The following is a 25937-nucleotide window of genomic DNA, read 5'->3' as shown; positions in this document are numbered from 1 at the left end:
ATTTATTTTAAATATGTCGCAAATTGACGAAGTTTTTTGCAGGACTGTCTCAAGAAGAAACACGAGGAAAAAGCGCCTGGCGCGCCTTGTGCGCAAATAAAAAAAGGCTCGATGGCCACTCTGAAAACTAAACCTCTTAGCTAAGGTGGGTGACCATGTTAACAACTTCAGGCTTCTCAATACGAGTTGAGCTTGCACACCATTGTCAGGGACAGTCCCCGTAATTATGCTTGTAAGGTTTATTTTCGATGAGCTTTACGCCGTCGAACCCTTACCCTCATTCTATCACGGAACTTTATTCCGTCAATTAAACCGGACTCTCACTTTTACGATAAGATTCCGATAAATTGCTTATGACACCAGAAAAGCTCGATTTTATTTTTCCCTTCTTCGTTTTTTTCTATGGACTCTTGATGGTCTTTGTGCTGGAAAACCCTTATCTAGCGCGGGTCGGCCAAGAGCGTATGGGAGAGATGTATCAGAATCTTGCGCGCCATAAATCCTTGGGATGGGTGTGTTTCTTCGTTGGTGGCCTGTGGTCCGCACAAAACGTGTGGTATTCATCTCTGTAAGTTGACTCTCAAGGTATTGACTCACGGGGCAGGGAAGACTAACTTCTGCTTCCATGTCAGATGCTCCAAACCAACCTCTTCGCAAAACGGAAATGTCAGCGCAAGTCACTCTTGGCGCGGCTGATGTTTTGACGAAATCCAACGAGCCCACAGTTCTTTCTATTGAGCAATTGAATGTTTACATCAAACAACTGCTAGAGGGGCAGGTGGGCATGGTGTGGGTGAAGGGCGAAATTTCAAACTTCAAAGCGCACTCGTCGGGTCACTTCTATTTCAGTCTGAAGGATCCGAAATCACAAATCACAGCCGTGATGTTTCGCGGGCATAACTCACGCCTAAAGTTCAAGCCGACCGACGGCATGGAAGTTATCGTGCGTGGACGTATTACCGTGTATGAACCGCGCGGCAACTATCAACTCATGTGCGAGATGATGGAGCCCGTTGGGGCCGGCGCTTTGCAAAAGGCTTTTGAACAGCTGAAGGCCAAATTGAAAGCGGAAGGACTTTTTGAGTCTTCACGAAAAAAACAAATCCCCACGTTCCCCCGCCATATTGCGGTCGTGACTTCTCCGACCGGAGCCGCCATTCGGGATATTTTGAATGTGCTGTCGCGCCGGGCGAAATCCATCCAAGTCACTGTCGTCCCAACAGTCGTTCAAGGAGAAGGTGCGGCTCCACAAATTTGTGAAGCCTTTAAAAAGGCCATAAAACTTCCTGGTGTCGATGTCGTCATCGTCGGTCGTGGAGGAGGTTCTATCGAGGACATGTGGTGTTTCAATGATGAAACGTTGGCACGCCTCATTGCTTCCAGTCCCGTTCCTGTGATTTCGGCAGTAGGACACGAAATCGATTTTACGATCGCGGATTTCGTGGCGGATTTGCGTGCTCCGACTCCGTCCGCAGCGGCCGAGCTTGTTGCCAAAAGCTCCGGTGAACTTGCAAACAAAGTGAAGTCTTTAGAGCGCATGCTTTACATGTCTTTTGAAAAAAAGATGAAACATCTGCGCGAAAAGATGCTGGGGCTGTCAAAACGTTTGGTTGATCCTAAACGTCGCTTGCAGGATTTAGAGCTGCGTAACGATGATTTATTAAATCGCCTGGAGTTTGCGATGAATCGCTTGTTAAAAGAGCGGGCTCATCGGGTGGAACTTTTGACAGAAAAGTTGGGATCACCGCAAGACTTGATCAATGAAAAAAGAAAAGACCTGCAATATCTCAAGGCGCGTACGGAAAAAGCCCTGATCTTTTCCATTGAGAAAAAACATGCCCGCATGTCACGTTTAATGGGTATCTTGGATAGCCTAAGCCCGTTGAAAGTGGTTGAGCGCGGATATTCGATTGTTACAAAAAATAATGAAGTCATTAAATCCGCGGACCAGGTTGAAAAGGGCGATACTATCGAAGTGCGCTTGGCTCAAGGTTCGCTGACGGCTGTCGTGAACAGCGTGAAAGGTGAATAGATGGATTTTGAAAAAAAATTAAACCGTCTTGAAGAAATCGTTCAAAAAATGGAAAAAGGAGACCTGGCATTAGAGGACTCTTTAAAGCTTTTCGAAGAGGGCGTTAAACTTTCTCGGGAATGTCATCAGCGTTTAAACGAAGCCGAAAGTAAAGTGAAGCTTTTGATGTCGGTTGGAGCTGATGGTCAGCCCGTCGTGACGGATTTTACTTCAGAGGAAAATTAGTTTTGGATTTGGCGATTCAATTAGAACAAGAGATCTCGGCTCGCGTTCAAGCGGTGAATCAGTATGTTGATCACTACCTTGAATCAATGGACTTGCCTGCGGGTGCCGCGATTGCTGAATTACGAAAATCAATGCTTTATTCGGCGACAAACGGAGGCAAACGTTTCCGCCCAGTTTTGTCTGTTCTTGTAGGGGAGCTTCTTGGTTGTCCCTCAGATAAAGTACTGCCTTTCGCTGCGGCGGTGGAGCTGGTTCACACTTATTCTTTGATTCATGACGACTTGCCTTGCATGGATAACGACGATGTTCGTCGTGGCAAACCCACCAACCACAAAGTGTACGGGGAAGACTTTGCCCTGCTTGCGGGGGATGCTCTTTTAACTGAAGCCTTTTATTTAATTTCCGAAAAGTACAGTGACTCAACATTTTTGGTAGGACAACTGGTGCGTCTGCTTTCTTCAGCGGCGGGAATTCGCGGGATGGTCGGGGGGCAAGCCATTGATTTGCGCCCAGGCCCACGTAAGATGATGAAGGAAGAAATCGCGCACCTTCATCTTTTGAAAACGGGGGCTCTTATTCGCGTAGCGGTTGAAGGTGCCGCGGTCATCGCCGGAGCACGTCCCGCTGAAATTGAACATTTAAAAAAATTCGGCGAGGGTTTGGGTCTGGCTTTTCAGGTTGCCGACGATGTTTTGGATCACGGAGAAAAAGATCAAGACGTGCGTAGCTTCACGGGGATTTTAGGTCTGGAAGAAACAAAGTCCTACCTTCAAGAAGTCAGCTCCTCGGCTTTGCAAGAGCTGCATAAAGTATCAGCTGACGCTCCGATGTTGGAATATCTGATCAGCTTCAATCAAAAACGCCAGGTTTAACTATGTCTAAAAAAGTGCGGTTGGATGTCTATCTTGTTGAAAAGGGATTGGCCCAATCGCGCACGCATGCTCAAGAACTCATTGAAGCTGGCCAGGTCTTTATTGTAGAAGGCGCCCATCGCCGCGAGCTCAAGAAGGCCAGTCAAGCGCTGACGGGTGATTGCAATATTCTTGTGGAGGCCGGTCCCGCCAATCGGTTTGTGTCTCGTGGGGGCCTGAAACTGGAAGGAGCTCTTCAACACGTGAAGCTCACTCTTAAGGACAAAAATGTTCTTGATGTGGGTATTTCGACCGGTGGGTTCACCGATTGTCTTTTACAAAGTGGAGCAAAGTATGTGCTTGGTGTCGATGTCGGACACGGCCAGGTTCATCCTCGTCTTTTAAATGATTCAAGATTGAAGGTGTGTGAAGGAGTTAATGCCCGCAGTCTTTCCAAAGACGACACCGTTCTTCCATACGTTCCCAAAGAAAAATTTGATTTGATTGTGATGGATGTGTCTTTCATTTCCATCACCTTGATTCTTCCTGAGCTGCCTTTTTTTCTTAATTCACGGGGCGGCATTCTTAGCTTGGTAAAACCTCAATTCGAGGTCGGTGTTGAAGGGTTGGGAAAGGGTGGAATTGTTAAAGACGAAAGTCTTTATTCTGAAGTCGAAAGGAAAATTCGCGAATCTTGCGCACAGCAATCGCTGGAGGTTCTGGACTACTTTCCGTCTCCTATCGAAGGCAAAGACGGGAATCGCGAGTTCTTCATTTATTGTCGTCATTTAAATAGAATGTGACAAAGTTGGATGCTAGACTTGGCTAATAAAAAAGGGGAACCAATGCGATTGATATTCTCTCTAGGGTTCATTTCTTCTTTGCTTTTTGTTGTAGGCTGTCAGTCTATTCGTACGCGTGAAGATATACGCAAACAACCTCAACCTCGTCCGCCGGTGACGCAGACACCTCAGCAGCCCAGCATCCCACAGCCTCCGCTGATAGAGTCAGATGAAGAAGAGGCTGTGCAAGTTCCCACACCACCTCCTCCTCCAGCTCCGGTGATTCCGACAATGCCAAAAATGGGGATCATTCTTGGCGCCGGAGGGGCAAAAACCTATGCTCACATTGGATTTCTTCATGAGTTGCAGCGAGCAAAAGTTCCGGTGCATTCCATTGGGGGCATTGAATTTGCGGCACCGATGGCGGCTTTATATGCCAACAAGGAGCAGGCCAATGATGTCGAATGGCAGATGTTTAAGTTGAAAAGCGAAGATGTTATTAAAACTTCTTTGTTGGGCTCGGTAAGTAAGAATAGTGATGTCACCGTTCTTAAAGATTTTATGGGAACTGCTTTTAGTCGCTCTAAAGTGGAGGACTTTCGGGTTCCATTCGCATGCCCCTCTTATAATATGAAAAAGAACCAAGTCTATTTGATGAATCGTGGTGGCTTGGATCAGCTTATGTACCTGTGCATGGCTTACCCGCCGTTCTTTAAGCCCTATCAAGGACAAAATGTTTCCGGTGTGCGCGATGTGACGGCGTTGGCCAACTATTTACGTAGCAAAGGGGCGAACTACATTGTTTTGGTAAACGTGTTACAGCCTCCAGGCGGCGCGAAGCCTTATACTTTAGATGCCGCAGCAACCGATAACGTCCTATGGAATGAGATAGCAGGACTGTATAATAAGCCTTTTGCGGGCGTGGATACTGTTGTGTACTTAGATACAACCAATTATGGTATTATGGATTTTGATAAGCGCCGAGAGATCATGAGCAAGGGAGCTGATTCAGCAGCTCGCCAACTAAAAACTCTGACTCGTAAATGGGGCCTTTAGGAGATTGTATGAGAAAACCCACTTTTGATATGAACGTTTTTGCAGAAAGAAGAAGAAAGGTCGGCCAAGAAATTCAGGGCGGGGCCTTGATCGTGGCTTCTCATCCAGAGCACATTCGCAATCATGATGTGCATTTCGCGTATCGCCAGGATTCAAATCTTTTTTATCTGACGGGCTGGGAAGAGCCTGAATCTATTCTGATCTATCGTCCTGGCTTAAAACCAGAGACTGTTATGTTCGTGCGTCGACGTGATCCCGAGCGCGAAACTTGGGATGGGTTCCGTTATGGCCCGGAGGGCTGTGAGAGCGAATTCAAGATTGATAAAGCCTACCCCATTGATGAGTTTTCTAAAGTAGCGCCGCAACTTCTTAAAGAAGTTGATCGCATTTATTACCGATTGTTCAAGAACCCGGAAGTAGATCACCAGATGCAGGGTGTTCTTGAATCTGTTAAACAAATGCAGGGACGCACCGGATATGGCCTTCTTTCTATTCATGATGCAGACACCTTGTTGGGTGAGTTGCGACTGGTAAAAAGCGAATATGAGCTGACCCAACTTCGTGAGGCTTGTGAAATATCCGCTCAAGGACATTTGGCGGCAATGCGCTTCACTCGTCCTGGAGTGACTGAACGTCAGGTTCAAGCGGTCCTTGCGCATCACTACTTTATGAAGGGTTCTGCCCGTGAAGGTTACAATCACATTGTGGCGTCGGGAAACGCCGCAACGACACTGCACTACAATTTTAATGATCAGATCTGCAAAGATGGCGACCTGCTTTTGATCGATTCCGGTGCTGAATACAATTACTACACTGGTGACATTACAAGAACCTACCCCGTGAACGGCAAATTCACCGACGAGCAAGCGCGCGTCTATGAGGGCGTTCTTAAAGTGCAAAAGCAAATCATCGATTTTGTAAAACCGGGAATTGTCTTCAAAGATCTTCATGAAATGGGCACGTCTTTGCTGACTGATCTGATGTTGGAGCTGGGTCTTCTTTCGGGACGAAAAGAGGATTTGATTCAAGCTTTGGCGCAAAAGAAGTATTATCCGCATGGCATCGGTCATTGGTTAGGTATGGATGTGCATGATGCCGGCCTTTATTTCAAAAAAGGAGAGCCGCGTCCGATCGAAGCCAATATGTGTTTTACAATCGAGCCGGGTCTTTATATTCCGGCAGAAGATACGTCTGCGCCACAAAAGTATCGTGGCATTGGCATTCGTATCGAGGATAATATCCGTGTGACTTCCACAGGATCAGAGAACATGACCTCTTCTGTTCCCAAAGAAATTACGGATATCGAAAAAGTCGTGGGTAAAGCTTAGGTTAAAAAAAGCCTCTTGAATCCAAGAGGCTTTTTTTATGCCCCAAGGGCACTTTCGACGGCGGTCAGGTTCTGCGAAATGACGGAGAGGCGCTCTCTCAATCTGTTGGACTGATGCAATCCTGATTTACTTTCTCCATCGATCCAACGCAGGATTTGTTTGAAATCTTCCGTTAAGCCCTCCATGTCCCCTAAAAGGGCTTCCAATGAAGATGAGAGCTCTTTCACTCGGGCCATTTCGATTTTACCAACCACGCAAATAACATCCATTCCGGCCGTCACTTTTGAAAGCATCGCAACACATTGTATGAGTGATTTGTTTTCTTCGATCAATTTTTGAGCGGTGGCTTGTACTTCCGCGAAGTTCGTTGAAATAAGTTGTTTAAGCAGATCGCAGTTTTGTTTAAGAATCTTTTCTTGTTCTTTTTCCAAAGAAGCAGATTTGTCTGTTAATAAAGATTCTTCGAGCAGACAGTTCATCATTTCTACTTGGAAGCGGGCAATAGCAATGGCAATGAACATTCCCGACGCAGCCCGATCGAAGGCGGCAAAAGTTTTTTCAAAGTCCTCTGAGTTGGAAAGTATTTCTGAAGCCAATTTTTCAAGATTATTGGAAACGACCGCTAACGGTTTTCCTGCCTCTCCCAATTTCGCAGCAGAAATAGTCAGATTTGTCGTTACCATCTGAACTTGCGAACAAATATCGGCCAAGCCATGAGATTTCGAGTTCAGGACTCTGGTTCTTTCGGTTAGTTGATCCGCGATGCGAAAGGCCTCTCGGGCCATCACTGTGCAAGAACGCGAGCTCGTAAGAAGAGTTCTTAGTAAACCTTGGACGGCATTGATGTCTAAAACATTTTCTGTGGAGGACAGCAACTGATCTCGAGACTTCATCTCTGTTAACAGGGCGTGAGACATAAATTCTTCATAAGAATTAAAGCCTCTGTCTTTAAGTGCCTGAAGAAGTGTCTGGACGGCAGTATCGAGGTCTTCTCCCGCGCCTTCTTTTTGAATGAGGTCGTTATAAATATTCTGAACTTCAGGCAAGAGAGCCGTGCTGGGCTTGAGTCGGATGGAAAGATATCCATCCTGCATGGGAAAAGCCATTGCGAAAACCCAGTAGTAGCGGCCGCTCTTGCTTTTGTTTTTGACGTAGGCACAAATGGGGCGGCGATTTTGCAGAAAGCTCCAAAAAAGCTTGAAGACACTGCGGGGCATATCCGCGTGCCTGATGATGTTGTGAGGTTTCTGCATGACTTCGTGTTCTGCATACTCACTGACTCGAAGAAAAACTTTATTGGCGGCTTCGATACGCCCTTTAAAGTCAGTTTTTGAAAAGAATAGTTCTTCTAATGCGAAGTCAGCTTCCATATCCAACACGCAGTGCCTCCAATGTGCAGGCACTTTTATATTCTTGAGAATACAAACGCAAGATTTATGAAAATGATTCGTGAAATATCGACGGGAGGATGAGACGTATTTCTTCTAGCCAATGAAGCGATGATGCAACCAAGAATTGTTGTGCGCATGTTGTTGGAGTTCAAACTCTGTCTTGAAAAGTTTGTCGTCGCGTGAAGCTGCACTGACCGCAAGGCTTAAATGTGTCGAAGATTGAAGAAGTTGAAAATCACCCATGGTATTTCCCGAGGCAAAGAAAGGTTTCTTGCCGGAAGTGAACTTGAGTAAAGCATCTACTTTTCCTTCGCGATAGGTGATCACACCTTTTTGCGTTTCGGTAATAAGGCCATTTTCCACTACTGTCTCTATACCGATCACATTGTCCTTGTTTAGACCTATGATTTCAGCGCCGGGTTCGACGGCCCATTTTACAGACGCTGTAATAACGAAAACCCGAACACCACGAGAAAGAAAAAGTTCGATCAACTTCTTCTGTTCTAAAAAGATAGGAAGAGGAGCTTGTTCTTTCACGGCCTGACGAGCCCACTCGTGGACTTGCTCTAACTTCTGACCTTTGCAAATTTGAGCTAGCCAAAGGTAGGCTTTTTGGGGATTTTCGGCCTTTATAGATTCATAAAGATTCCAGGCCTGCGGCGGCAAATCGACAAGCTTGTTGTTGATTTGATAACGAAAGAAGGTTTCACCGAAGTCAATATCCCACAGAGTTCCATCTGCATCAAAGGCCGCAACCGGAGAAGAATCCTCTTTCAAAACTTGGTCTAGTGTCGTATTTATGCGGTTCCAAATCTCGATGGAATAGTCTTTGTATTTCATATTCTTCTAGTATGAAATAAGAAGAGTAAAATGACAAGGAGACCTCAGGCCATGAGCCTTTTTTGCCGTGTGATTCAGGCGGAAGATTTGCAAGATATTTTAGATCTCGAAAACAAAAAGCTTCAAGAAGCTTATCCGGACGAGATGGAAAGAATGATGGCGGGTTGGAACTCGAAGTTCCGAATTGAGGCCTTGAATCATTATATTCCATTGGGCTGGAGTTTCTTAGCTCGCGACACCGAAAACGACAGGCTCATGGGATATTTTATTGCGCAGCCTCTTTTGTTTTTGGACGGGCAGACTCAGACCCTATGGGTTGAGCATGTTCAATATACATCGCTTCAGGCTCGTGATGAGCTTTGTGAGCTTGCCTACAAACTTGGTCGCGAAAAACATCTGCAACGTGTTTACTTCCCGAATGACAATGGGGTCCCAAACTCAATCAAAGCTTTCAAGTCGGAAAGCTGGCAGCCGGGCACTCTTTCAGTCAAGACAACAAAGGGATAAGATTTATGAAGAATTTCTCCTTCGCCAACCGTATCCAGAATATCAACAAAATGAAAACGCAGGAATTTGATCTGGTTGTTATCGGAGGGGGAATAAACGGGGCCGGCGTGGCCCGCGACGCTTCAGCTCGCGGTATGAAGGTCGCATTGATCGAGGCGCGTGACTTCGCATCCGGTACTTCATCAAAATCCAGCAAGCTTATTCACGGGGGCATTCGTTACCTGGAAAACATGGAGTTTAAACTGGTATTTGAGGCTCTCAACGAGCGCACGCGTTTGTTTGAAATGGCTCCGCATCTGGTTCATCCTCTTCGCTTTATGATTCCTCTTTATCAGGAAAGCCGCGTAGGCATGTTTAAAATGGGTATGGGCATGTGGTTGTACGATGCCCTTTCTTTGTTTCAGGCCCCAGAAATCCATGAGCGTTTGGGTGCGAAAGAATCTTTAGACAGGATGCCTGCAATTCGAACGCAAAATCTTTTAGGCTCTTATATCTACTCAGATGCATACATGGATGATGATCGTCTGGTTCACGAAACACTGCGGTCGGCGAATGAGAATGGTGCCCTTTGTGCAAACTATGTGAAAGCCACAGGTGCGAAATACACAAACGGAAAAATCACCGAAGTTGTTTGTGAAGAACAGTTTTCTAAAGAGACCTTTTCCATCAAAGCTCGTCATGTGGTCAGTAGCGTAGGGCCCTGGACAGATCAAGTTGCACAAACCCTGCTGCGCGACTGGAAGAAAATTCTTCGACCGACAAAAGGCATTCATCTGACACTTCCGAAGCATCGTTTGCCTTTGACCAGCGCGGTTGTTATGGCGGCGGAAAAAAGCGATCGCATTGTGTTTGGAATTCCCCGACATGAAATGATCATTATTGGCACGACTGATACCGATTTCAAAGAGTCACCAGAAAACGTGATGGCGACACCCGATGATGTGAAATATTTGCTCTCAATCACGGACTACTATTTTCCGGGGGCGAAACTTACAGCGCATGACGTGACAGCCAGTTATGCGGGCGTCAGACCGCTAGTCCATGACGGTTCAGCGACAGAAGGAAAAACCAGTCGTGAACATACAATCCTGAACGACGATTCGGGCATCACGTTCGTGGCGGGGGGGAAATACACGACTTATCGATTGATGTGTCAGCAGACTGTGGATCGTGCGCTTGAATCCTTTTCCCTGGAAGATCGGGTTAAATTTGTAAAGGCGGACACAGCCAAACCTTTAAATCCCTATACCAGTGTTGATACATTCCATCAGGCGCAAAGCTTGGCAGAAGCTTGGTCGCAAGAAACGGGTCGTCCTTTGGAAGATGTTAAGCTACTGTGCGAACGCTATGGCCTAGAGGCGGCAGAGATTCTGGAAAAATATTCTGAGAAATATAGCTACTGGCAACTTGAGGCGGCTCAGGCGATCGACTCTACGATGTGTCTGCATATGAGTGACTTCTATTGTCGTCGCGTTCCTCTTTTCTTGGCGGATCGGAATCACGGCGTGAAACATATTGATGAAATCGGCGCAGTCTTTCAGGAAAAACTGGGATGGAGCGATCAACGCCTGCAAGAAGAAAAACACAACCTCACGGCTTACATGGCCCGCGAGGTGGAATGGAAGAAACACTTTTAGTCCAATCTCTTAGAGACCGATGTTGTCAGCACTGTCTAAATCTTAGATAGTTGCAGATGCCGTTAAGTCGTATATTTAAACCTAAGCTGGCAGGAAGTTTGAACTTTAAGCGATGTTGCTCGTGCGTGGAGGATGTCGATGAGTTTAAAAAATTCTTTGCTTTTAACAGCCCTCACTATGACTTTGGGTGCCTGTGGTAACGGCAGCGGAGGTGGCCAGCCCATCACGGCTGCGGCTCCCATCCCCAATGCGAATCCAACGCCAAGCGCGGTGGTAACTGAAGAACTGACGTATGAGTTTTCATTCAACGGTTGCTCAACAGGACGACACAAATTGCTTTCCAAGAAAGAGTTCTGTGATGCCCTTCTGAATGATGCATTAAATAATAGCTGTGCACGTGAGCTTAGAATTGAACACTACAATCGCCACTGTACGGGAACTCAGTCGACAAGCGCGGGGAGTCTGCTTCCTTCGAGTGCGGCTCGTTGCATTGTCAGCGGGATGGATTTGAAAGATCGGACCTTCATCGACAATATCAATCCCTTCAATCCGCAACGTCGCCAAAGTATGCGTGATATGTATTGGAACGGTCGTGCGGCTCAAGCTTATGATCTGCTTTTTTCTAGCAGTTCCTATGGTCGCGCACGTTTCATTGTGACTCCGGCCTCTGGTTTCGACGGAGCTCAAGGAGAAATTTTTCTTCAACAACAAAAAGGAGAAGAAAAGTTTTCGGCGCGGGGAGGTTTGGGGTCCTCTTTGCGTATGGTCGTCACGAATTTTACTGATGAAAAGGAAGTGGACGCCGTTTGCGTTTCTGACAAGGCCTTCCGTATTGCCAAAAGAGACCTGAAATCTGTGAAGTGTTCTTTCCGTCTTGGTGCCGCGAACGACAAAAACTCTGTCGTTCGCGAGGACTCATTGACCTGGGATTTATCACGCCCTGTACAGAAAGAAATCTTCCGCAATCGTCGCGGTGGATCCATCGTTGTGAAGCTAAAACCCGCCATCAACGGAGAAGAAGAGCGCATCGAAGTGGAAACTGTCGAGTTGGATATCGACAAGACATTCAAGGCCGAGTCGGCCCTGAATGAAGGTCTGGAAATTCGCTACCAAGGTCGCCAGACCCGTTCCGACTTTGTCCTTCAATGCGCACCTGCGTCAAAATAACTGCGACACGGGCCTAAATATCTGCATTGACTCTGCTTTTCATCGCTCCTAGACTTGAGTTGAAAAGAGAGAGTCCGCATGAGTTTTTTTGACAAAGTTCAAGATTATTTTTCGAATGATATTGCCATTGACCTTGGCACCGCCAACACCCTTGTGTACGTAAAAGGACGTGGAATTATTCTCGACGAGCCTTCCGTTGTTGCGGTTCAAAAAAATTATCGCGGAATGCAAAACCGTGTTTTAGCGGTCGGTAAAGAAGCTAAAGATATGTTGGGACGTACACCTGGTAGTATCGTCGCCATCCGCCCTATCAAAGATGGTGTTATCGCTGACTTTGAAGTGACTCAATCCATGCTGAAGTACTTCATCGGAAAGTCTTTGGGAGAGAAAAAGTCCTTCATCCGACCACGTATTATCATCTGCGTTCCTTACGGTATCACTCAGGTTGAAAAGCGTGCGGTGAAAGAGGCCGCTCAATCTGCGGGAGCTCGTGAGGTTTATTTGATCGAAGAACCAATGGCCGCAGCCATCGGTGCGGGTCTTCCCATCACAGAACCTTCTGGAAACATGGTTGTGGATATGGGGGGCGGCACCACGGGCGTTGCGGTGATTTCTTTAGGTGGTATCGTTTACTGTAAATCGATCAAGGTTGCCGGCGATAAATTCGATGAGGCCATCGTGAATTACGTTCGTCGTCAGTTCAATTTGTTGATCGGTGAGCGAACCGCTGAAAATATCAAAATCCAAATCGGTAATGCGTATCCATTTGAAGAAGAAAAATCAATGGAGATCAAAGGTCGTGACCTTGTTGCCGGTGCGCCGAAAACTATCGAAATCACCTCTTCTCAAGTGAATGATGCATTGATGGACCCTTTGTCTGAAGTGGTGGATGCGGTTCGTACGGCCCTAGAAAAAACTCCGCCTGAGTTGGCTTCTGATATCGTCGATAACGGTATCGTTCTAACGGGTGGGGGTGCTCTTTTGGCGAACCTCGACGTATTGCTAAGAGAAAGAACAGGTCTGCCTGTTTCTATCGCCGAAGATCCTTTAAGCTGCGTAGTGATGGGTTCTGGAAAAGTTCTCGACCAGCTTGACCTTCTCAGACAGCTTACAGTCGACTAATATATAAGGAACTATGACCGAGGCTGACGTACAATCTATCGCTTTGTTTTTCTACTTTGCTTTACTCGATGATCAAAAAGCGATAGAAGCTTCGTCTCAGGCCCTGGCCCTTAGTCGGGCTCGCAAAGACAGAAATCCTAATTTAAAAAATGATGTTGCTATTGTCGCTGCCACTAAAATGGTGTGGGACAAATACAAAGCACGTGTCGCTCGTGGGCGCCCAAATACCTCGGTAGAGTCCGGATGGCTCATTCCCGATGGGACTGATCTGGGTCCATGGCGTGAATTCCAAAAATCAGCCTCCGAAGATGAGCTTCTGACGGTGATTTGGTCTAAAATTCTAAAAATTGAAGATGATGATATATCTGAAGGCCTGGGTATCACTCAAGGTACGATTCGCTACCGTTTGGGGCGCGCTCTTCGCAAGCTGGGAAGTATGACTCAAGCAGTGGGTAAGTTAAAGCATGGCACAGGAAAATAACCTTCATCTTTCAAAAAAAGGAAAAAGAGAGATCTCTCCTTTTATTGGGCACGAGTTGCTTTATGACTATCTGACGGGGTCTCTAGATAAAGACCGTCGCCTGGCCGTTGAAGATCATGTGAAGTTTTCCCGCGATGCGCAGTTAGACCTTACGAAAATTCAAAATGGTCAGGCTTATGCCGAAAAGCTGGCAGACACCGTCGTGTCTCAGCACATTATCGGCCAAATCAATGCACCTTCAAACTACATGTCGGTGCTGATGCAGAAATCGAATTTCGACAAATGGCCCCAAGGTCTGAAGTGGGGGCTTGAAGCTTTAGTTGTCGTGGTTGGTATCGTTGTTCTTCTATCCATCACACCTTGGCAAAAAGTCATGGATTTAACCACCAGCACGGGCTCAAAAGAGTTAGTTCTGGCCGAGGTTTCAAAAACCGGAACGGCCCCCGCGATCGTCGAACAACCTGAATTTGTCGATGAAGGCGTTAAAGAAACCGCAAGTCCAGTGCCGACGCCGACTCAAGAGCCGACAGAACCCGTGGCGGCTCCATCACCGACCACAGTTGCGGCGAAGAAGGTCGCACCCACGCCCGAGCCGACTCCTACTACGAGTCCCGCAGCCGGCGGTGGTTTTCTTTATCGTGGCGACATTGCGGTTACCAACATCGAGGTGATTGGTCCCAAAATCACAGAAAAAATCGCGGAGCTGGGTGGACGTAAAGCCGGAGCCGTGGAACTGGGCTGGAAAAAAACTTCGACCTCTATGTACTATCACTTCACCATTCCTGAAGCAAAATACCAGGATCTTATGACATTCCTGGGTACTTACGGAAAACCGAAGATTGCAAAGGAAAAACATCCTCGCGTGATGCCTGACGGAATCGTGCGACTTATTATTACTGTGGATGAAGCCAAGAAGTGAAAACTCTAAGGAAGAAACCTAAAAGATCATTACGTACGATTCTGATCGTTTGGTTTGTTCTTTTCTCAGTTGTACCTTTAGCGTTCGTCACAATTTATTCCATGATCAAATACGAAAAGGCCATTGATCATGAACTCTCGCAACGCCTTAGTGGAAATGCGCGTGAAATTGAAGTGGCCTTGACGGATCTTCGTTCCGGTCTTCAGCAAAAGCGTGACAAATATGTTCGTGACCCCAGCCTTGTCTATCACATCACAATGGGAGAGGGTTCGACACTTCGTACTCTTTCAAGTCAATGGATTCGTTCCGACAATATTTCTAGTCTGACCTTTTTCAATCGTGAAGGACGGATGTTGGCTTCGGTTTTCAAAGACGACAAGGATGTCATTCGCAGTTTTGTGCCGACTCAAGATGCTGTATTCCTGTCGGCTAAGTACATGGCTCAGGTGAAAGACGAAAATGAAATCGCCCTGGCTGAGTTCGGCGAAAATCAAAAAGTAAACTTGATTTTGATATCGAAAGTGACCGGAGCCGGCGGACGTGTTGTCGGCTATGTGGAACAGATTGTGGATATCGACAAAACTTTCGTAGGAAAAATTAAGAACCGTCTAAAGCTTGAATTGATATTTTTTAAGGACTCGGGCCAGGTTGTCGTCGCTAGTCATCCTGACTTCTATCTTTATAAAAAAGACTTTTTCCGCCCTTATTTTCGTCCCGGAGCCGAACCATTCTTTGACTTAAATATTCGAACCACACCTTATGGCTTTTTAGTATATCCTTTGGATTGGGGAATCACGAAGTTTTACGTCGCCCTGGGTGCATCGAAAAGTGAAGCAAAGGCTGTTCTTAAAAATGTAAACTACGCTTTTATTACGGTTGTCGGCGCTGTTGTCGTGCTACTCGTTCTCACAATTCTTGTGACTTCAAGCTGGGTATTGAAACCTTTGTATGATTTGGTGGATGCGCTACAGTCTTTTGAATCTCAAGAGCAAGCGGTGACAATTCCGGTGAAGAATGACACCGAGATTGGTCTTCTGACGGAGTCCTTTAACGAAATGAGTAAGAAGATCTGGCAAGCACGTTCGGATCTTAGAAAAAAAATCACAGAGCTTGAAGCTGCGAATAAAGAATTAAAGGACACACAAACCAAACTGGTCCACTCGGCAAAGATGGTCAGTCTAGGTCAGTTGGTCGCGGGCGTGGCTCATGAGCTGAATAATCCTATTGGTTTTATTTACAGCAATATGACCCACCTAAAAGAATATTCTGAAAAACTGATACAAATTGCTGAGGTCGCAGAAAAGGACCCCAAAAAACTTCCGCAGGTCAAAGAAGAGTACGAGTTTGACTATATCGTCAAGGATCTGCCGAAGTTGGTGGCGTCCTGTCAGGACGGCGCTCGTCGCACACGTGATATTGTGTTGGGCTTAAGAAACTTTTCCAGATTGGAAGAGGCGAAACTTCAAGAGATCGACGTGCATCAAAGTTTGGATACGACTTTGAATCTTCTTCAGGGCGAAATCAAAAACCGTTTGGAAGTTCATCGACAATACGAACCAATTCCGATGATTCATTGTTACGCAAGTCAGATCAATCAGGTGTTTATGAATATTCTTTCAAACGCCGTCCAGGCTATAGAAGGAACGGGTCATATCTGGATTTCTACGACGGCTTTGAAAGACTACAAAGGGTCTAAGGATCGTCGTGGATGGGTGCAAATCTCAATTCAAGACAGCGGAAAAGGAATGTCAGCCGAAACGCTTGAGAAAATTTTCGATCCGTTCTTCACTACGAAAGGCGTTGGTCAAGGCACCGGTTTAGGTCTGAGTATCTCTTACGGCATTATTCAAAATCACGGGGGGGAAATTCAGGCCCGCTCCGAAGTGGGTGTTGGAACCGAATTTATCGTGATCATTCCCGTATACCCGCCGATTCAAGAAAAGAATCCCGCACCTTTGTCCTAAAGCTTTGGTCTGGTTACGCCGAGAAGAAAAATATGAAAGCACTCATTTCTTGGCTCTTTTTCTTCATCGCATTTGCGGCTTATGCGCAAGAATCTGCGCCGTTAAAACTATCGGGAACAGTGCCTCTTAAAGCTGAAGTGAATATTCATTTTGGAAAAGCGGGACAAGCTCATATTCAATCCAAGAGTTCTCCCGGACTGAAAACTGAAATTGAAAAGCGCCGACCAGCATCCATCGTGCGTGTTTCCGCGCCTTGATTTTTCCTCTCTTAGGACTAGTTGTTAAAATCCAAACATTTTCGACGTTTCCCCTCTGAAAGCACTTCGATAAGCTAATGAATATGTTCAAAAATATTCTGGCCGTGATTCTTGGTTTTGTGCTCATTCCCTGTGTATCCTTTGCATTTCGTCTGACACCGATGGTGGTTCATTTTTCGCCGACAGGACCCAAAGCGACACAAGTTCTGACTTTGGAAAATCCTGGCAATGAAAAGGTTCCGATTCAGATAGAGGTTTTCACGCGAACCACTGACGACAAGGGCGAAGAGGTTCGAAAGAAAACCGAAGAATTCAATATCTATCCTGAACAAGTGGTGCTTCTGCCCAATGAAAAAAGAAATGTGCGAGTCACGTGGTCCGGGGAATTCCAAGGGACAGATGAAAAAGCCTTTCGTATCATCGCTTCGCAGCTTCCAGTTGAATTTCGTGATCGGAATGCGAAGCCCAAAGCCAACGGCGTCAATCTTAACTTTCTTCTGCAATACGTGGCTTCGGCATATGTCACTCCTGAAGGGGCGATCCCCAAGATCAAAGTCAAAGAAGTCAGATCTTTGGATAAAAGAAAGCTCAGTGTAACAGTGGCGAATGAAGGTTCTGCCCATTTTGTTTTGAAGCCCAAGTCTTTGAAGATTTATTCTGGCGAAAGCCTGGTAGCAAGCATTTCACCAGTGGCGGATTTAGAGAACGTCAATCTTCTGCCTAAGACCGAAAAGACGATCACCGTCCTGACCGGCAAAGAAATAACGACTAAGACCTTGCGTGGAGATCTTGAACTTGCGGAGTCCGGCGATTGAAGCTGATTTTTAGCCTCCTATTTTTAACGGCCTCCCTGAGTATGTCGGCTTGGGCCCAAGGGCCGCGACCCGCGCTTGCAAAACCCTATCTGGTTGCGCCGCTAATCCTAGATCAGCGCGTGATCGGTGAGGCATGGATTTTTCCCAGGGATGATCGAAAAAATTTTTCAGTTGAAGCCAAGCCTCTATTGAACGGGCTGCAACCTTATCTTAAGGACAGCCTTTATCAAAATTTGCAAAATCGTCTGCGTGCCGAGGGTGTCGTCACGTTGCAAGATTTAGAAGGTGTTGGCATTTCGCCAATTTTTGATGAAGCACGCTTAGAGCTTAAGTTAGATCTTCCTCTTAAATACCGTAAGGGCAACGATTTGGATTTGAACTATGCAGAGTTGAGCAGTCGCCCTTATCAACGTCCGCGCGAACATAGTGGTTATTTGAACCTGCGACTGCAGCAATCCTATCAGTATGGCTCGGGTGCTAATGACGAAAAACTGCCTCTGTCTTCGCATGTGGATTTTGTCGAAAATATCAGAGGCTTTGTATTAGAGTCTTCCGGCGAATATCTAGAGGGGAGTGCTCACCCGTGGAAACGTCAGGATACCCGCATTCGCAAAGACGACGAAGAAAGAATGTTACGCTATACACTGGGCGATTTGACCCTAAGCGCTCGTGGATTTCAATTGGCGCCTAACATCGCAGGTCTTTCTGTGGTGCGGGAATTTTCTATTCAACCCTATAAAACCCTTCGTCCTTTAAGTAATACAGAAATTGTTATTAAGCGGCCTTCGTTTGTTGAAGTTTATGTGAATGGATTCTTATTCAGTCAGCTTCGTTTGGCTCCCGGAGTATTCAACATTCGAGATTTTCCGCTAGCCCTAGGGCAGAATAACGTCAAAGTTAAAATTCGCGACGATTTCGGACAGGAAGAGACTTTTGATTTTTCGGTTTTGTTTGAAAACACTTTATTAGGTCGGGGAGTGCAAGAATTTTCTTATGCCTTCGGTCAGCCTTGGAGCGAGTCCGGTGCCGACCGAGCTTATGATAAGAATAGTGCTGTCACATTGTTTCATCGAATGGGTTTGAGCGACCAACTTACTTTTGGTTTGAACTTCCAAAACTACCTTGCTCAATCTTTAACTGGAGTTGAGTTTTCTGGTATCAGCCGCTGGGGCTATTTTTCTTTCGACGGCGCGCATGCATCACGCAGTGACGATTTCCAAGGTTATGCTGAAAGGATTCGTTACCGAACTTTGGATAGAATGTTCGGAATAGATGTTCCCATTGTTTTGACTCTGGAAGCTGAAAACCGAGATCCTAATTTTGTTCCCGTTTCGATTCTTGATGTAGGTTTGAACTCGTTCTTAAGACGCTATGATTCGCAGCTGAATTTTCGCTTTTCACAAAACTGGTATTTTGGGTTGGGCGCGGGGGCGCTGGAAGTTCCTTCGGGTCCCGATGAAAGAATTTATCGCGCAAACTTTGTCATTCCAATCAACAATCAAATACGCGTTGAGCTGGGATATAATAAAACCGTAGCTCAAAATGAAGAGGATCGTGGGTTGATATCATTCTTCTGGGCTGAGCCTCAGGGCAAATACAGCGCCAGTGCATATTATGACAGCCTTCAGAAGTCCGCAAATTTGACCGTGAACAGAAATAACCTTTACAAGTATGATGATTTCAGGGCCTCTGCCTCTTTGCAGGGAAGCGATGGCAATGAAGGTGGAAATCTTAATGCCGAATACTTGTCACAGGCATTTAGTTTGCGTTTAGAACATTTCACCTCTCGCCAGAATTCTTCGGACATCAATACAACGTCCTTGGGTCTTAACACCGGCATCGCCTGGGTCGGTTCACACGCGGCGCTGACGCAACCAATCTACGACAGTTTCGTTTTAGTTCATTCGGAAATCTTGCCTGAAGAACAAGAGTTGGTAATCAACCCAAACGGCGACAAGGGTGAAGCGAAACTCGGCCCTCGTCACACCAGCGTCTTGCGCGATCAAACGGCTTATTACAAGTATACAGTAAATGTGGACTCTACGTCACTACCGGTCGGCTATTTGCTGGAAAAAGAATACTATAATGTGCAACCCACGTATCGAAGCGGAATCCTGTTGAACCTGAACTTGAAAAAGAAAGTCATGGTGAAAGGTCGTGTCGTTGATCAAAATGGTCGCGTTCTTTCATATATCGCCGGAGATATTCTAAATTCACAGGATCAGCTCGTGGATAATACGTTCTTCACAAACAAAAACGGCGGATTTCTTATTGAAGGTTTAGAGCCAGGAAAATATAAAATCATGACCGATCGCCCTTATCTTGGACCTCTGTATTTTGAAGTCAAAGAAGCTCCTGGAAATTCACTGGATTTGGGAAGCATTGTTTTAAAGAAAGAGGATAGTGAATGAGAACACTCTTTTTTCTGACGCTGCTATTTATGAATCAAATCGCTTTGGCGGATGTTGATAACTGCCACAACATGCAGTTGCAGACATCACAGACGGCAGTTAATTTTAATAATACAAATACGGCGGCACCCACTTTCACAGTCAAGGCAAACACGCAGTTTGGCGGCTGCGATTTTTTTATTACTTTTGATAACGGGGACGCTTCGTCCTATTCCAGTCGTGCACTTGAACAGGGATCTGATAAGTGGCCCTTTCAAGTGTCCAAAGACTCGGCCCAACAAAATATTCTGAAACACTTTCCTTTTGTGACAGGCCCTAACGACGTGCTCACGGGATCACTGGCAGAGGGCAATAACGACAGACAAGTGAATGTGACTTACTATGCCCAGATTGATGATTCCAACCCTTGGCTAAAATTTGGAAATTATTCGGAAACTTTGACGGCCCGTTTGTATAAAGGTTCACCGGCCTCTCCAGGCAATTATACCTTTATCGATTCTCGTGCGATTGCTTTTTATTACAATGCTCAGAAGAGAGCCGACATATCGATCACGGCCCCCGGCGGGGAATTTGATATTGGCGACACGACAGAGACGATGAACTTCGGGGCTCTGTCGACGGGATTAACACGTGCGGCTTCTATTATTCTGAAATACAACGCAGGATATATGCTTTATGCCTCTTCTCAAAACAACGGTCGCCTTAAACATTCGACGGCGAATCAATTTATTTCCTATGTGCTAACCATCAGTGGAAGTGCGATCAATTTATCCGGAACGGCTTCTAACCCCATTCAGGTGGCGAGGGTTTTGGGAAGGTCGCCGGCTAGCGGGACAGTTTTGCCAGTTTCGGCGACAATCGGAACTGTTGCGACCAATCAGCAGTCGGGAACTTATTCCGACACGATTACTTTGACAGTGCAATCTGCCGAATAAAAAAGCCAACCTCGAGGGTTGGCTTTCTATTCTTTAGCTTTAAGCTAGCGGAACTAGTTTGCTTCGATAGCAATCGTCAAGGTGTCTTGGTAAGTACCAGCAGCCGCATTTGCGTAAGCCGTTACATCCACAGCAACCTCAGAGGTGTCTGTGGTCAGACCCGTCAGCGCCGTTACGTTCTTAACAACAACACCTGCGACAGTTGGAGTTACAGAAGCCGCACCGTCATACCCAATTTTGTAAGTGGTTTTTTGTGCTGAGTTCGTCGTGTGTCTAAGCTCGCCACCTGTTGGAGATGAGATTTTAATTTTATAACCGTTTAAATTATTTGAGGTCTCAGTCACCGTCGCCACGTTTTTCCCCGTTTCGCCACCGGTGATATTTAAAGAAGTATTGTTGGCAGTGTTAGCCGCAACAACGATGTCATTGACAACAGACACCGTACCTTGAAGAAGAAGAGTGCCCGAAGAGGCTGCCATCGCAGTTGAGCCTAAAGCCAAAGTCGCCATTACTGCGGTCGCAATTTTAGTAATTTTCATGTAAAGATCCTTTCTTCGATAGAAGAATTTATTGTTCAAAACTTTCACCGAATCTTTACTTCACGTCGTGTGCCATCCAGGAATTGCGATTAAATGAACAAGGAAACACTGAAACTGTCTAAGAATAAGACATCGTAACCAAGAACGCTTGACATGCGTTTGCCTTTGGCACCGAAAGAACACCAAATCTTTAACGAAGTGAGCAGGCCTCTTTTTCTTAAGAAATCATCCACTTGAGCCGATAAAGCCTTTGTATGGAAGCCCAAAAGGACCAAAAAGAACGATCTATGCTTCTTGCGCTTCTCCTGTTTTTAGGGGCGGCAGGGTTGATCTTTGCCTATTTGGGAGAGCCTGACCCTAAGCCCAAAGGTGAAGGTGTATCGGCTAAATTAAAATCAGAAAAATACGAAAAATCCGTGAATAAGCATTTGATGTTGACCAACGAAAGAATGGAATTGGAACGCCAGCGCATGGCCGTTGAAAATGCGCGATTGTTAAACACAGATTTCAATCGCACGGAACCACAACCGGCTTATCGTAATAACGAGACTTTGGATCTAAGTATGGATAATCGCGCTGCCGAATTAGCTAATGAGTTGGGGCGTGGTGAAAAGAAAGAACAGGCTCTTTCACCGGACGAAATCGTTCAGAAGGAACTCTTCAATCAGCAGCAGATGCATGAATACTCTCAGGCCTACAAAGAAGAATACGCCAGACAATTTATTGAAAATGCGCGTCGTGGTGGGTACCGAGTGATTTTGAGCGAAGATCTTAGTCGAGTTATTTCCGTTCAACCATTGAAACGTGGAAATTCAAATTCCATGGAACTTTTCGGTGGTGGCGACGACATCCTTCAATAGCTATTCATAAAGATACTGAACAGAATTTTTGCGCCATTTTTTAAAGTGGCCATGATCTGCCATGCTGTAATACTGAGTGGCGGTCATGACCAAATGATCGTTCAGAGGTATTTGAAACATCATTGCCAGTTGATAAATCTTACGTGTGAAGACTAAGTCTTGTTCCGAGGGCAGCGCTTGGTTGCTCGGATGATTGTGGGCCATGACGAACGAACTTGCGTTGCATAAAATCAAGGTGCGAAATATGTCGCGAGGATGAACTAGGCAATGATCCGCAGTTCCACGAAAAATCATTTCCTTTTGCACCATTTCCATCTGCGAGTTTAGGGCAATGAGCCAAAGTTCTTCGGCATAAGGATTGATTTGTGCGCGGAGTAATTCATAGGCGTGTAGACTTGAGGACACATCATTCATAATTGAATAAACTGCAAATGAGCCTGTATCACAACCTCAGATATGGACTAAATTAGGGTTTCTGATTCGGACTTGCGTGTCCGAAAACCTCGACATAGACTTTGGGAGTATCCTTAAATGTAGGAAGGTAATATGAAAAGGAATCTTGCTTTAGCAGCTCTCGCTCTTTCGTTCTTGGCAATGACTAGTTGTGGTCCCAAGGCTTTCGTAAAAGGTCAGTACGACGACGTAAATCGTGAAAACTTGATGAACGATCAATGGTCTGAAACAGATATGCAAAAAGCGGTTGCGGACTTGGTTGCCAGTTTAATGAATGCTCCGGCGATCAACGGTGCGAAAAAGATGCCCGTAGTGATGGTGACCGGTCTTCAGAATAAGACAAGTGAGCACATCGATACTCAAAGCATCATGGATATGGTTCGTGTCGAACTTATGAAATCTGGAAAAGTGGGTTTCATTGATAAGGAAGCACGTCAGGATATCGCAGACGAATACAATTATCAGAACTCGGGCATGGTTGAGCAGGAATCCAAAAAAGGTCCTGGTGGCCAAGTCGGTGCCGACTTCATTATCAACGGCCGTCTTGATTCTATCGTTCAGGAAGTGGGTAAGGATAAATCGGTTTATTATAAGCTGACATTAAACCTGACAAACCTGAAAACCAGCATGATCACTTGGTCAGACCAAAAACAAATTCGTAAAACATTTAAGAAAAAAGCGGTTGGTCTTTAATTAGATGAAACTGAATTTGCAAAGACTCACGCCTGTCGTGGGTCTTTTTTTAGCTCTGTATCTTACGGGTTGCGCGACCTATCAGAATAAAGTTCAAGAGGCTCGCGCGGCTTTGTCTCGCCGTGACTATGATAAAGCCCTGGCGGATTTGAAACCATTGGCAGAGTCTCCTAATGACGATCAATTGGTTTATCTGTTGGATTATGGGGTGGCCTTGCAAGTGGCAGGAAGACTCAAGGAAAGCAATCAGATTTTCCTTCAGGCGGATCGGCTCTCTGAACTTGTCGACTATCAGTCGGTTTCCCGGATCGCGGGATCTTTGGCTTTGAACGAAGAGATGGTTCAGTACAAAGGCGACACATTTGAAAAGATTTTTATTAATGCCTATCTTGCGATGAATTTTCTGGAGCTCAATCAACTAGATGATGCGTTGGTTGAAGCTCGTCGGATCAATGAAAAGTATTTAAAATATCGCGCCGATGAAAAGAAAGCTTTTGAGCTGAACTCTTTCAGTAAATATCTCTCGGCCATGATTTGGGAAGCCAGTCGTAGCTACGACGATGCTTATATTGCCTACGCCGAGGCCTATAAAATCGATCCCTCTATTTCAACGATTCGAGAGGATCTTATTCGTTCGGCAAAGTTAGCCCGGCGGATGGATTCATATCAGGATTGGAAGAAAAAGTTTCCGGAAGTTAAAGAAGAAAGCTCTTGGTACGACCGGAGCATGGGCGAGTTGGTGATTATCTATCAACAAGGCTGGGGACCTCGAAAGGCCCCTAGTCGCAGTGAGTACCGTTTCCCAACATTAGTCCCTGTTTTTAGTGAAACTCAGAAAGCGCGTTTGAATGTTGTCGGAAAGAACTACCTAAGCCGAGAAATTTATGACGTGCAAAGCGCCGCGATCGAAACATTGAATGAGGATCAGGGAATCCTTATCGCGAAGCGCGTGGCGGGTGTGGCCACCAAAGCTGTGCTGTCGGACCAGGTTCGTCAGAAAGATGAGCTTTTGGGAGCTCTGACCTGGATTGCCCTGAATGTGGCGGATCGCGCGGACGTTCGGCAATGGTCCACACTTCCTCAAACTATCCAAACTATTCGTGTCCCCCTGGCGCCCGGGAAATATATCTACAGTATTGATGGACTGGATATGTCAGGTGCATCCACCGGAGAAGGGCTTGAAAATCGCGAGATTGAAATTCGGGCCGGCCAAAAGAAGTTCGTAATTTGGCGATCTTTGAAATAAAAAAAGCCCCGCTTTGAGCGAGGCTTTTTAAAGAACTTCGAATTTACTTCAAATCTTAGTTGTTCAACAAAGAAGAACCAGGAAGATTTGGAGTTTCGTCGTCTTGTTGCAAACCAGGAAGAACAGTCGCTTTTTCAGCAGCTACTTTAGCAGTAGTGTCTGTATTGTAGCGTGTTGCAGCAGTAGCAACGCGGTTTTCCAAGTTTTGTTTTACGCTGTCAGTTGAAGCGTTTTCGATCACTGTGTTCACTTGTTGCTTAGTCATGTAGTCCTGAGGGAACGCGCCAAGCTTAGCCAAGTAACCAGAGATGCTGCCGTTGCCATTTTGGATGATTTCACGAAGAGTGAAAAGAGGAGCGTATTGAGATGCTTTCTTTTCCGCTTCGAAAATGATCTGAGTCAAAGTAGCAGCAGTGATATCGTTTTTAGATTTATTATCGATAACCATTACTTCTTCGTTTGTACGGATCATCTTAGCGATATCGTCCAAAGTAACGTAGCAGCTTTGTTGAGTGTCGTAGAGTTTGCGATTCTGATAACGCTTGATGATTTTTACTTTAGAATTTGGCTTCGATGTCATTGTTTCGTTTTGGTTGATCAAAGTGCCTCCCAATTTGAAATTTCCCCAAAGTCTCAAGGAGATATAAGTGCTAAATGATTCAGCGTCCCCTTGCAGATGGGCGCAACCTATCCCTGCCGCCACCCCTTGTCAAGGGGTCCTCAAATCAAAAGAAAAGACTCCAGGCGTTATTTATTCTGCAAACTGCCATTAGTTTTATTTAATTTCACAGACCTTTGTCTAAAGTTTTTTCCAATGCCCGCCGAAATGTATTTATACAAACTTTCTTGGCGGGAAGTAAATTAATGAAAAATGAGCAAAAACAAGAATTTAAGTCCTCTGGAGTCCTGGCTTTACTGGGCCTTGTTGGTTTCTCAACCGCGATTATTGCGACTCCGTGGAACCGCCAAATACAGGACTCACGGACCGAATTAGCCCGCCAAAAGGCCGAAGTCGTCGGTTATCAAGTGATTCAAATATACCGCGAAGCAGCAAAAACGACCGCCAATTCACATGCAAAATCTTCCCGCATTCCGGCCTCTGTGGCCCAAGAGACGGCGCTTTCACCCGAAAATATACGCAGTACGGGGACCATGGGTTTAGACCCCTGGGGGCAGCCTTATAAATACCGCATTCTGTCGGGCCATCAGGCTGGCAAAATCCGCATCGTGGTTTGGTCCTCGGGGCCAAACCAGAAAGTGGACACTGCGAATTTGGAAAACGAAGAAATCGCTCTTAAAGAACAGCCTGTTTACTCCGGTGACGATGTGGGAGTCCTTTTGAGCATGTCTCAGAATTAGATATTCCTCCAATCACGGCCTAGGTCGCGATGAAGTCCTGATACATCAACAAAATCTCAAAACATGC

27 protein-coding genes and 1 other RNA gene are annotated in these 25937 nt (G+C 45.8%); 22 read left to right on the top strand and 6 right to left on the bottom strand.

What is annotated here, in order from left to right:
• Positions 1–99 precede the first annotated feature (99 nt).
• Positions 100–275: non-coding RNA, 6S RNA (gene ssrS / locus OM95_RS17215), on the bottom strand.
• A 78-nt stretch (positions 276–353) separates the two neighbouring features.
• Here ssrS and OM95_RS08240 point away from each other — a divergent pair.
• Genes OM95_RS08240 through OM95_RS08210 form a run of 7 tightly spaced genes read left to right on the top strand, consistent with a single transcriptional unit; the run spans position 354 to position 6274 of the window.
• Entirely contained in the window at positions 354–572 is a 219-nt protein-coding gene (locus tag OM95_RS08240) for a hypothetical protein (RefSeq protein ID WP_041872473.1), read from the top strand.
• 53 nt (positions 573–625) lie between these two features.
• Positions 626–2032, top strand: coding sequence for an exodeoxyribonuclease VII large subunit (xseA, locus tag OM95_RS08235; protein WP_041872471.1), 1407 nt, complete (start codon positions 626–628; stop codon positions 2030–2032).
• Entirely contained in the window at positions 2033–2257 is a 225-nt protein-coding gene (locus OM95_RS08230) for an exodeoxyribonuclease VII small subunit (protein ID WP_041872469.1), read from the top strand. It begins immediately after the preceding gene.
• Between the two features lie 2 nt (positions 2258–2259).
• Positions 2260–3129: a polyprenyl synthetase family protein gene (locus tag OM95_RS08225; RefSeq protein ID WP_041872467.1), complete on the top strand. Its 870-nt coding sequence runs from the start codon at positions 2260–2262 to the stop codon at positions 3127–3129.
• A gap of 2 nt (positions 3130–3131) precedes the next feature.
• Positions 3132–3911: a TlyA family RNA methyltransferase gene (locus OM95_RS08220; protein ID WP_041872464.1), complete on the top strand. Its 780-nt coding sequence runs from the start codon at positions 3132–3134 to the stop codon at positions 3909–3911.
• Positions 3912–3953: 42 nt separating this feature from the next.
• A complete protein-coding gene (locus OM95_RS08215) occupies positions 3954–4946 on the top strand; it encodes a patatin-like phospholipase family protein (RefSeq protein WP_291515889.1) in 993 nt (330 codons plus the stop codon).
• An 8-nt stretch (positions 4947–4954) separates the two neighbouring features.
• Positions 4955–6274 carry an aminopeptidase P family protein gene (locus OM95_RS08210; RefSeq protein WP_041872462.1) on the top strand — a complete coding sequence of 440 codons (1320 nt, stop codon included), beginning with the start codon at positions 4955–4957 and terminating at the stop codon, positions 6272–6274.
• A gap of 35 nt (positions 6275–6309) precedes the next feature.
• Here the strand turns inward: OM95_RS08210 and OM95_RS08205 are convergent, their stop codons facing one another.
• Positions 6310–7644, bottom strand: a complete 1335-nt coding sequence (locus OM95_RS08205) for a PAS domain-containing protein (protein WP_291515925.1) — start codon at positions 7642–7644, stop codon at positions 6310–6312.
• Between the two features lie 114 nt (positions 7645–7758).
• A complete protein-coding gene (locus OM95_RS08200; RefSeq protein ID WP_041872460.1) occupies positions 7759–8505 on the bottom strand; it encodes an HAD-IB family phosphatase in 747 nt (248 codons plus the stop codon).
• Positions 8506–8556: 51 nt separating this feature from the next.
• On the opposite strand from OM95_RS08200, the gene OM95_RS08195 reads away from it, so the two are divergent.
• The 11 genes from OM95_RS08195 (at position 8557) to OM95_RS08145 (ending at position 20720) form a co-directional block, all read left to right on the top strand.
• Positions 8557–9012, top strand: coding sequence for a hypothetical protein (locus OM95_RS08195; RefSeq protein WP_041872458.1), 456 nt, complete (start codon positions 8557–8559; stop codon positions 9010–9012).
• Positions 9013–9017: 5 nt separating this feature from the next.
• Entirely contained in the window at positions 9018–10649 is a 1632-nt protein-coding gene (locus OM95_RS08190) for a glycerol-3-phosphate dehydrogenase/oxidase (protein WP_041872457.1), read from the top strand.
• 138 nt (positions 10650–10787) lie between these two features.
• Positions 10788–11816 (top strand): hypothetical protein, encoded by a 1029-nt coding sequence (locus OM95_RS08185; RefSeq protein ID WP_041872455.1) that lies wholly within the window; start codon positions 10788–10790, stop codon positions 11814–11816.
• A gap of 78 nt (positions 11817–11894) precedes the next feature.
• On the top strand, positions 11895–12938 hold the full coding sequence (locus OM95_RS08180) for a rod shape-determining protein (protein ID WP_015089392.1): 1044 nt from the start codon (positions 11895–11897) through the stop codon (positions 12936–12938).
• Between the two features lie 13 nt (positions 12939–12951).
• Positions 12952–13419, top strand: a complete 468-nt coding sequence (locus OM95_RS08175) for a hypothetical protein (RefSeq protein ID WP_041872452.1) — start codon at positions 12952–12954, stop codon at positions 13417–13419.
• Complete coding sequence (locus OM95_RS08170; protein ID WP_041872449.1) at positions 13403–14338, top strand: hypothetical protein; 936 nt, start codon at positions 13403–13405, stop codon at positions 14336–14338. Before OM95_RS08175 ends, OM95_RS08170 begins: the two co-directional genes overlap by 17 nt.
• Positions 14339–14439: 101 nt before the next feature.
• A complete protein-coding gene (locus tag OM95_RS08165) occupies positions 14440–16302 on the top strand; it encodes an ATP-binding protein (protein WP_291515887.1) in 1863 nt (620 codons plus the stop codon).
• Between the two features lie 32 nt (positions 16303–16334).
• Positions 16335–16559 (top strand): hypothetical protein, encoded by a 225-nt coding sequence (locus OM95_RS08160; RefSeq protein ID WP_041872443.1) that lies wholly within the window; start codon positions 16335–16337, stop codon positions 16557–16559.
• 83 nt (positions 16560–16642) lie between these two features.
• Positions 16643–17374 (top strand): fimbria/pilus periplasmic chaperone, encoded by a 732-nt coding sequence (locus OM95_RS08155; RefSeq protein WP_041872440.1) that lies wholly within the window; start codon positions 16643–16645, stop codon positions 17372–17374.
• Positions 17371–19785, top strand: coding sequence for a fimbria/pilus outer membrane usher protein (locus OM95_RS08150; RefSeq protein WP_291515885.1), 2415 nt, complete (start codon positions 17371–17373; stop codon positions 19783–19785). Before OM95_RS08155 ends, OM95_RS08150 begins: the two co-directional genes overlap by 4 nt.
• The gene (locus tag OM95_RS08145) at positions 19782–20720 is read left to right on the top strand and encodes a spore coat protein U domain-containing protein (RefSeq protein ID WP_041872435.1); all 939 of its coding nucleotides are present in this window, start codon (positions 19782–19784) and stop codon (positions 20718–20720) included. Before OM95_RS08150 ends, OM95_RS08145 begins: the two co-directional genes overlap by 4 nt.
• A 53-nt stretch (positions 20721–20773) precedes the next feature.
• Here OM95_RS08145 and OM95_RS08140 read toward each other — a convergent pair whose 3' ends face one another.
• Entirely contained in the window at positions 20774–21259 is a 486-nt protein-coding gene (locus OM95_RS08140; RefSeq protein WP_041872740.1) for a hypothetical protein, read from the bottom strand.
• Between the two features lie 254 nt (positions 21260–21513).
• On the opposite strand from OM95_RS08140, the gene OM95_RS08130 reads away from it, so the two are divergent.
• Complete coding sequence (locus tag OM95_RS08130; protein ID WP_291515882.1) at positions 21514–22119, top strand: hypothetical protein; 606 nt, start codon at positions 21514–21516, stop codon at positions 22117–22119.
• Here OM95_RS08130 and OM95_RS08125 read toward each other — a convergent pair whose 3' ends face one another.
• Complete coding sequence (locus OM95_RS08125) at positions 22120–22524, bottom strand: JAB domain-containing protein (RefSeq protein WP_041872737.1); 405 nt, start codon at positions 22522–22524, stop codon at positions 22120–22122.
• Between the two features lie 141 nt (positions 22525–22665).
• Here OM95_RS08125 and lpoB point away from each other — a divergent pair, with 141 nt between their 5' ends.
• On the top strand, positions 22666–23265 hold the full coding sequence (gene lpoB / locus OM95_RS08120) for a penicillin-binding protein activator LpoB (protein ID WP_041872430.1): 600 nt from the start codon (positions 22666–22668) through the stop codon (positions 23263–23265).
• A 4-nt stretch (positions 23266–23269) separates the two neighbouring features.
• Positions 23270–24511 (top strand): hypothetical protein, encoded by a 1242-nt coding sequence (locus tag OM95_RS08115; protein WP_041872427.1) that lies wholly within the window; start codon positions 23270–23272, stop codon positions 24509–24511.
• 55 nt (positions 24512–24566) lie between these two features.
• Here OM95_RS08115 and OM95_RS08110 read toward each other — a convergent pair whose 3' ends face one another.
• Entirely contained in the window at positions 24567–25091 is a 525-nt protein-coding gene (locus OM95_RS08110; RefSeq protein ID WP_253696552.1) for a polyhydroxyalkanoate synthesis regulator DNA-binding domain-containing protein, read from the bottom strand.
• A gap of 284 nt (positions 25092–25375) precedes the next feature.
• Between OM95_RS08110 and OM95_RS08105 the strand changes: the two genes are divergently transcribed.
• The gene (locus OM95_RS08105; protein WP_041872424.1) at positions 25376–25870 is read left to right on the top strand and encodes a hypothetical protein; all 495 of its coding nucleotides are present in this window, start codon (positions 25376–25378) and stop codon (positions 25868–25870) included.
• Positions 25871–25937: the final 67 nt, after the last annotated feature.

Origin of the sequence: Bdellovibrio sp. ArHS (genome assembly GCF_000786105.1) — a bacterium.
Lineage (GTDB): Bacteria > Bdellovibrionota > Bdellovibrionia > Bdellovibrionales > Bdellovibrionaceae > Bdellovibrio.
The sequence above is the reverse complement of the archived record's forward strand: the minus strand, read 5'-3'. Positions and strand labels throughout refer to the sequence as shown.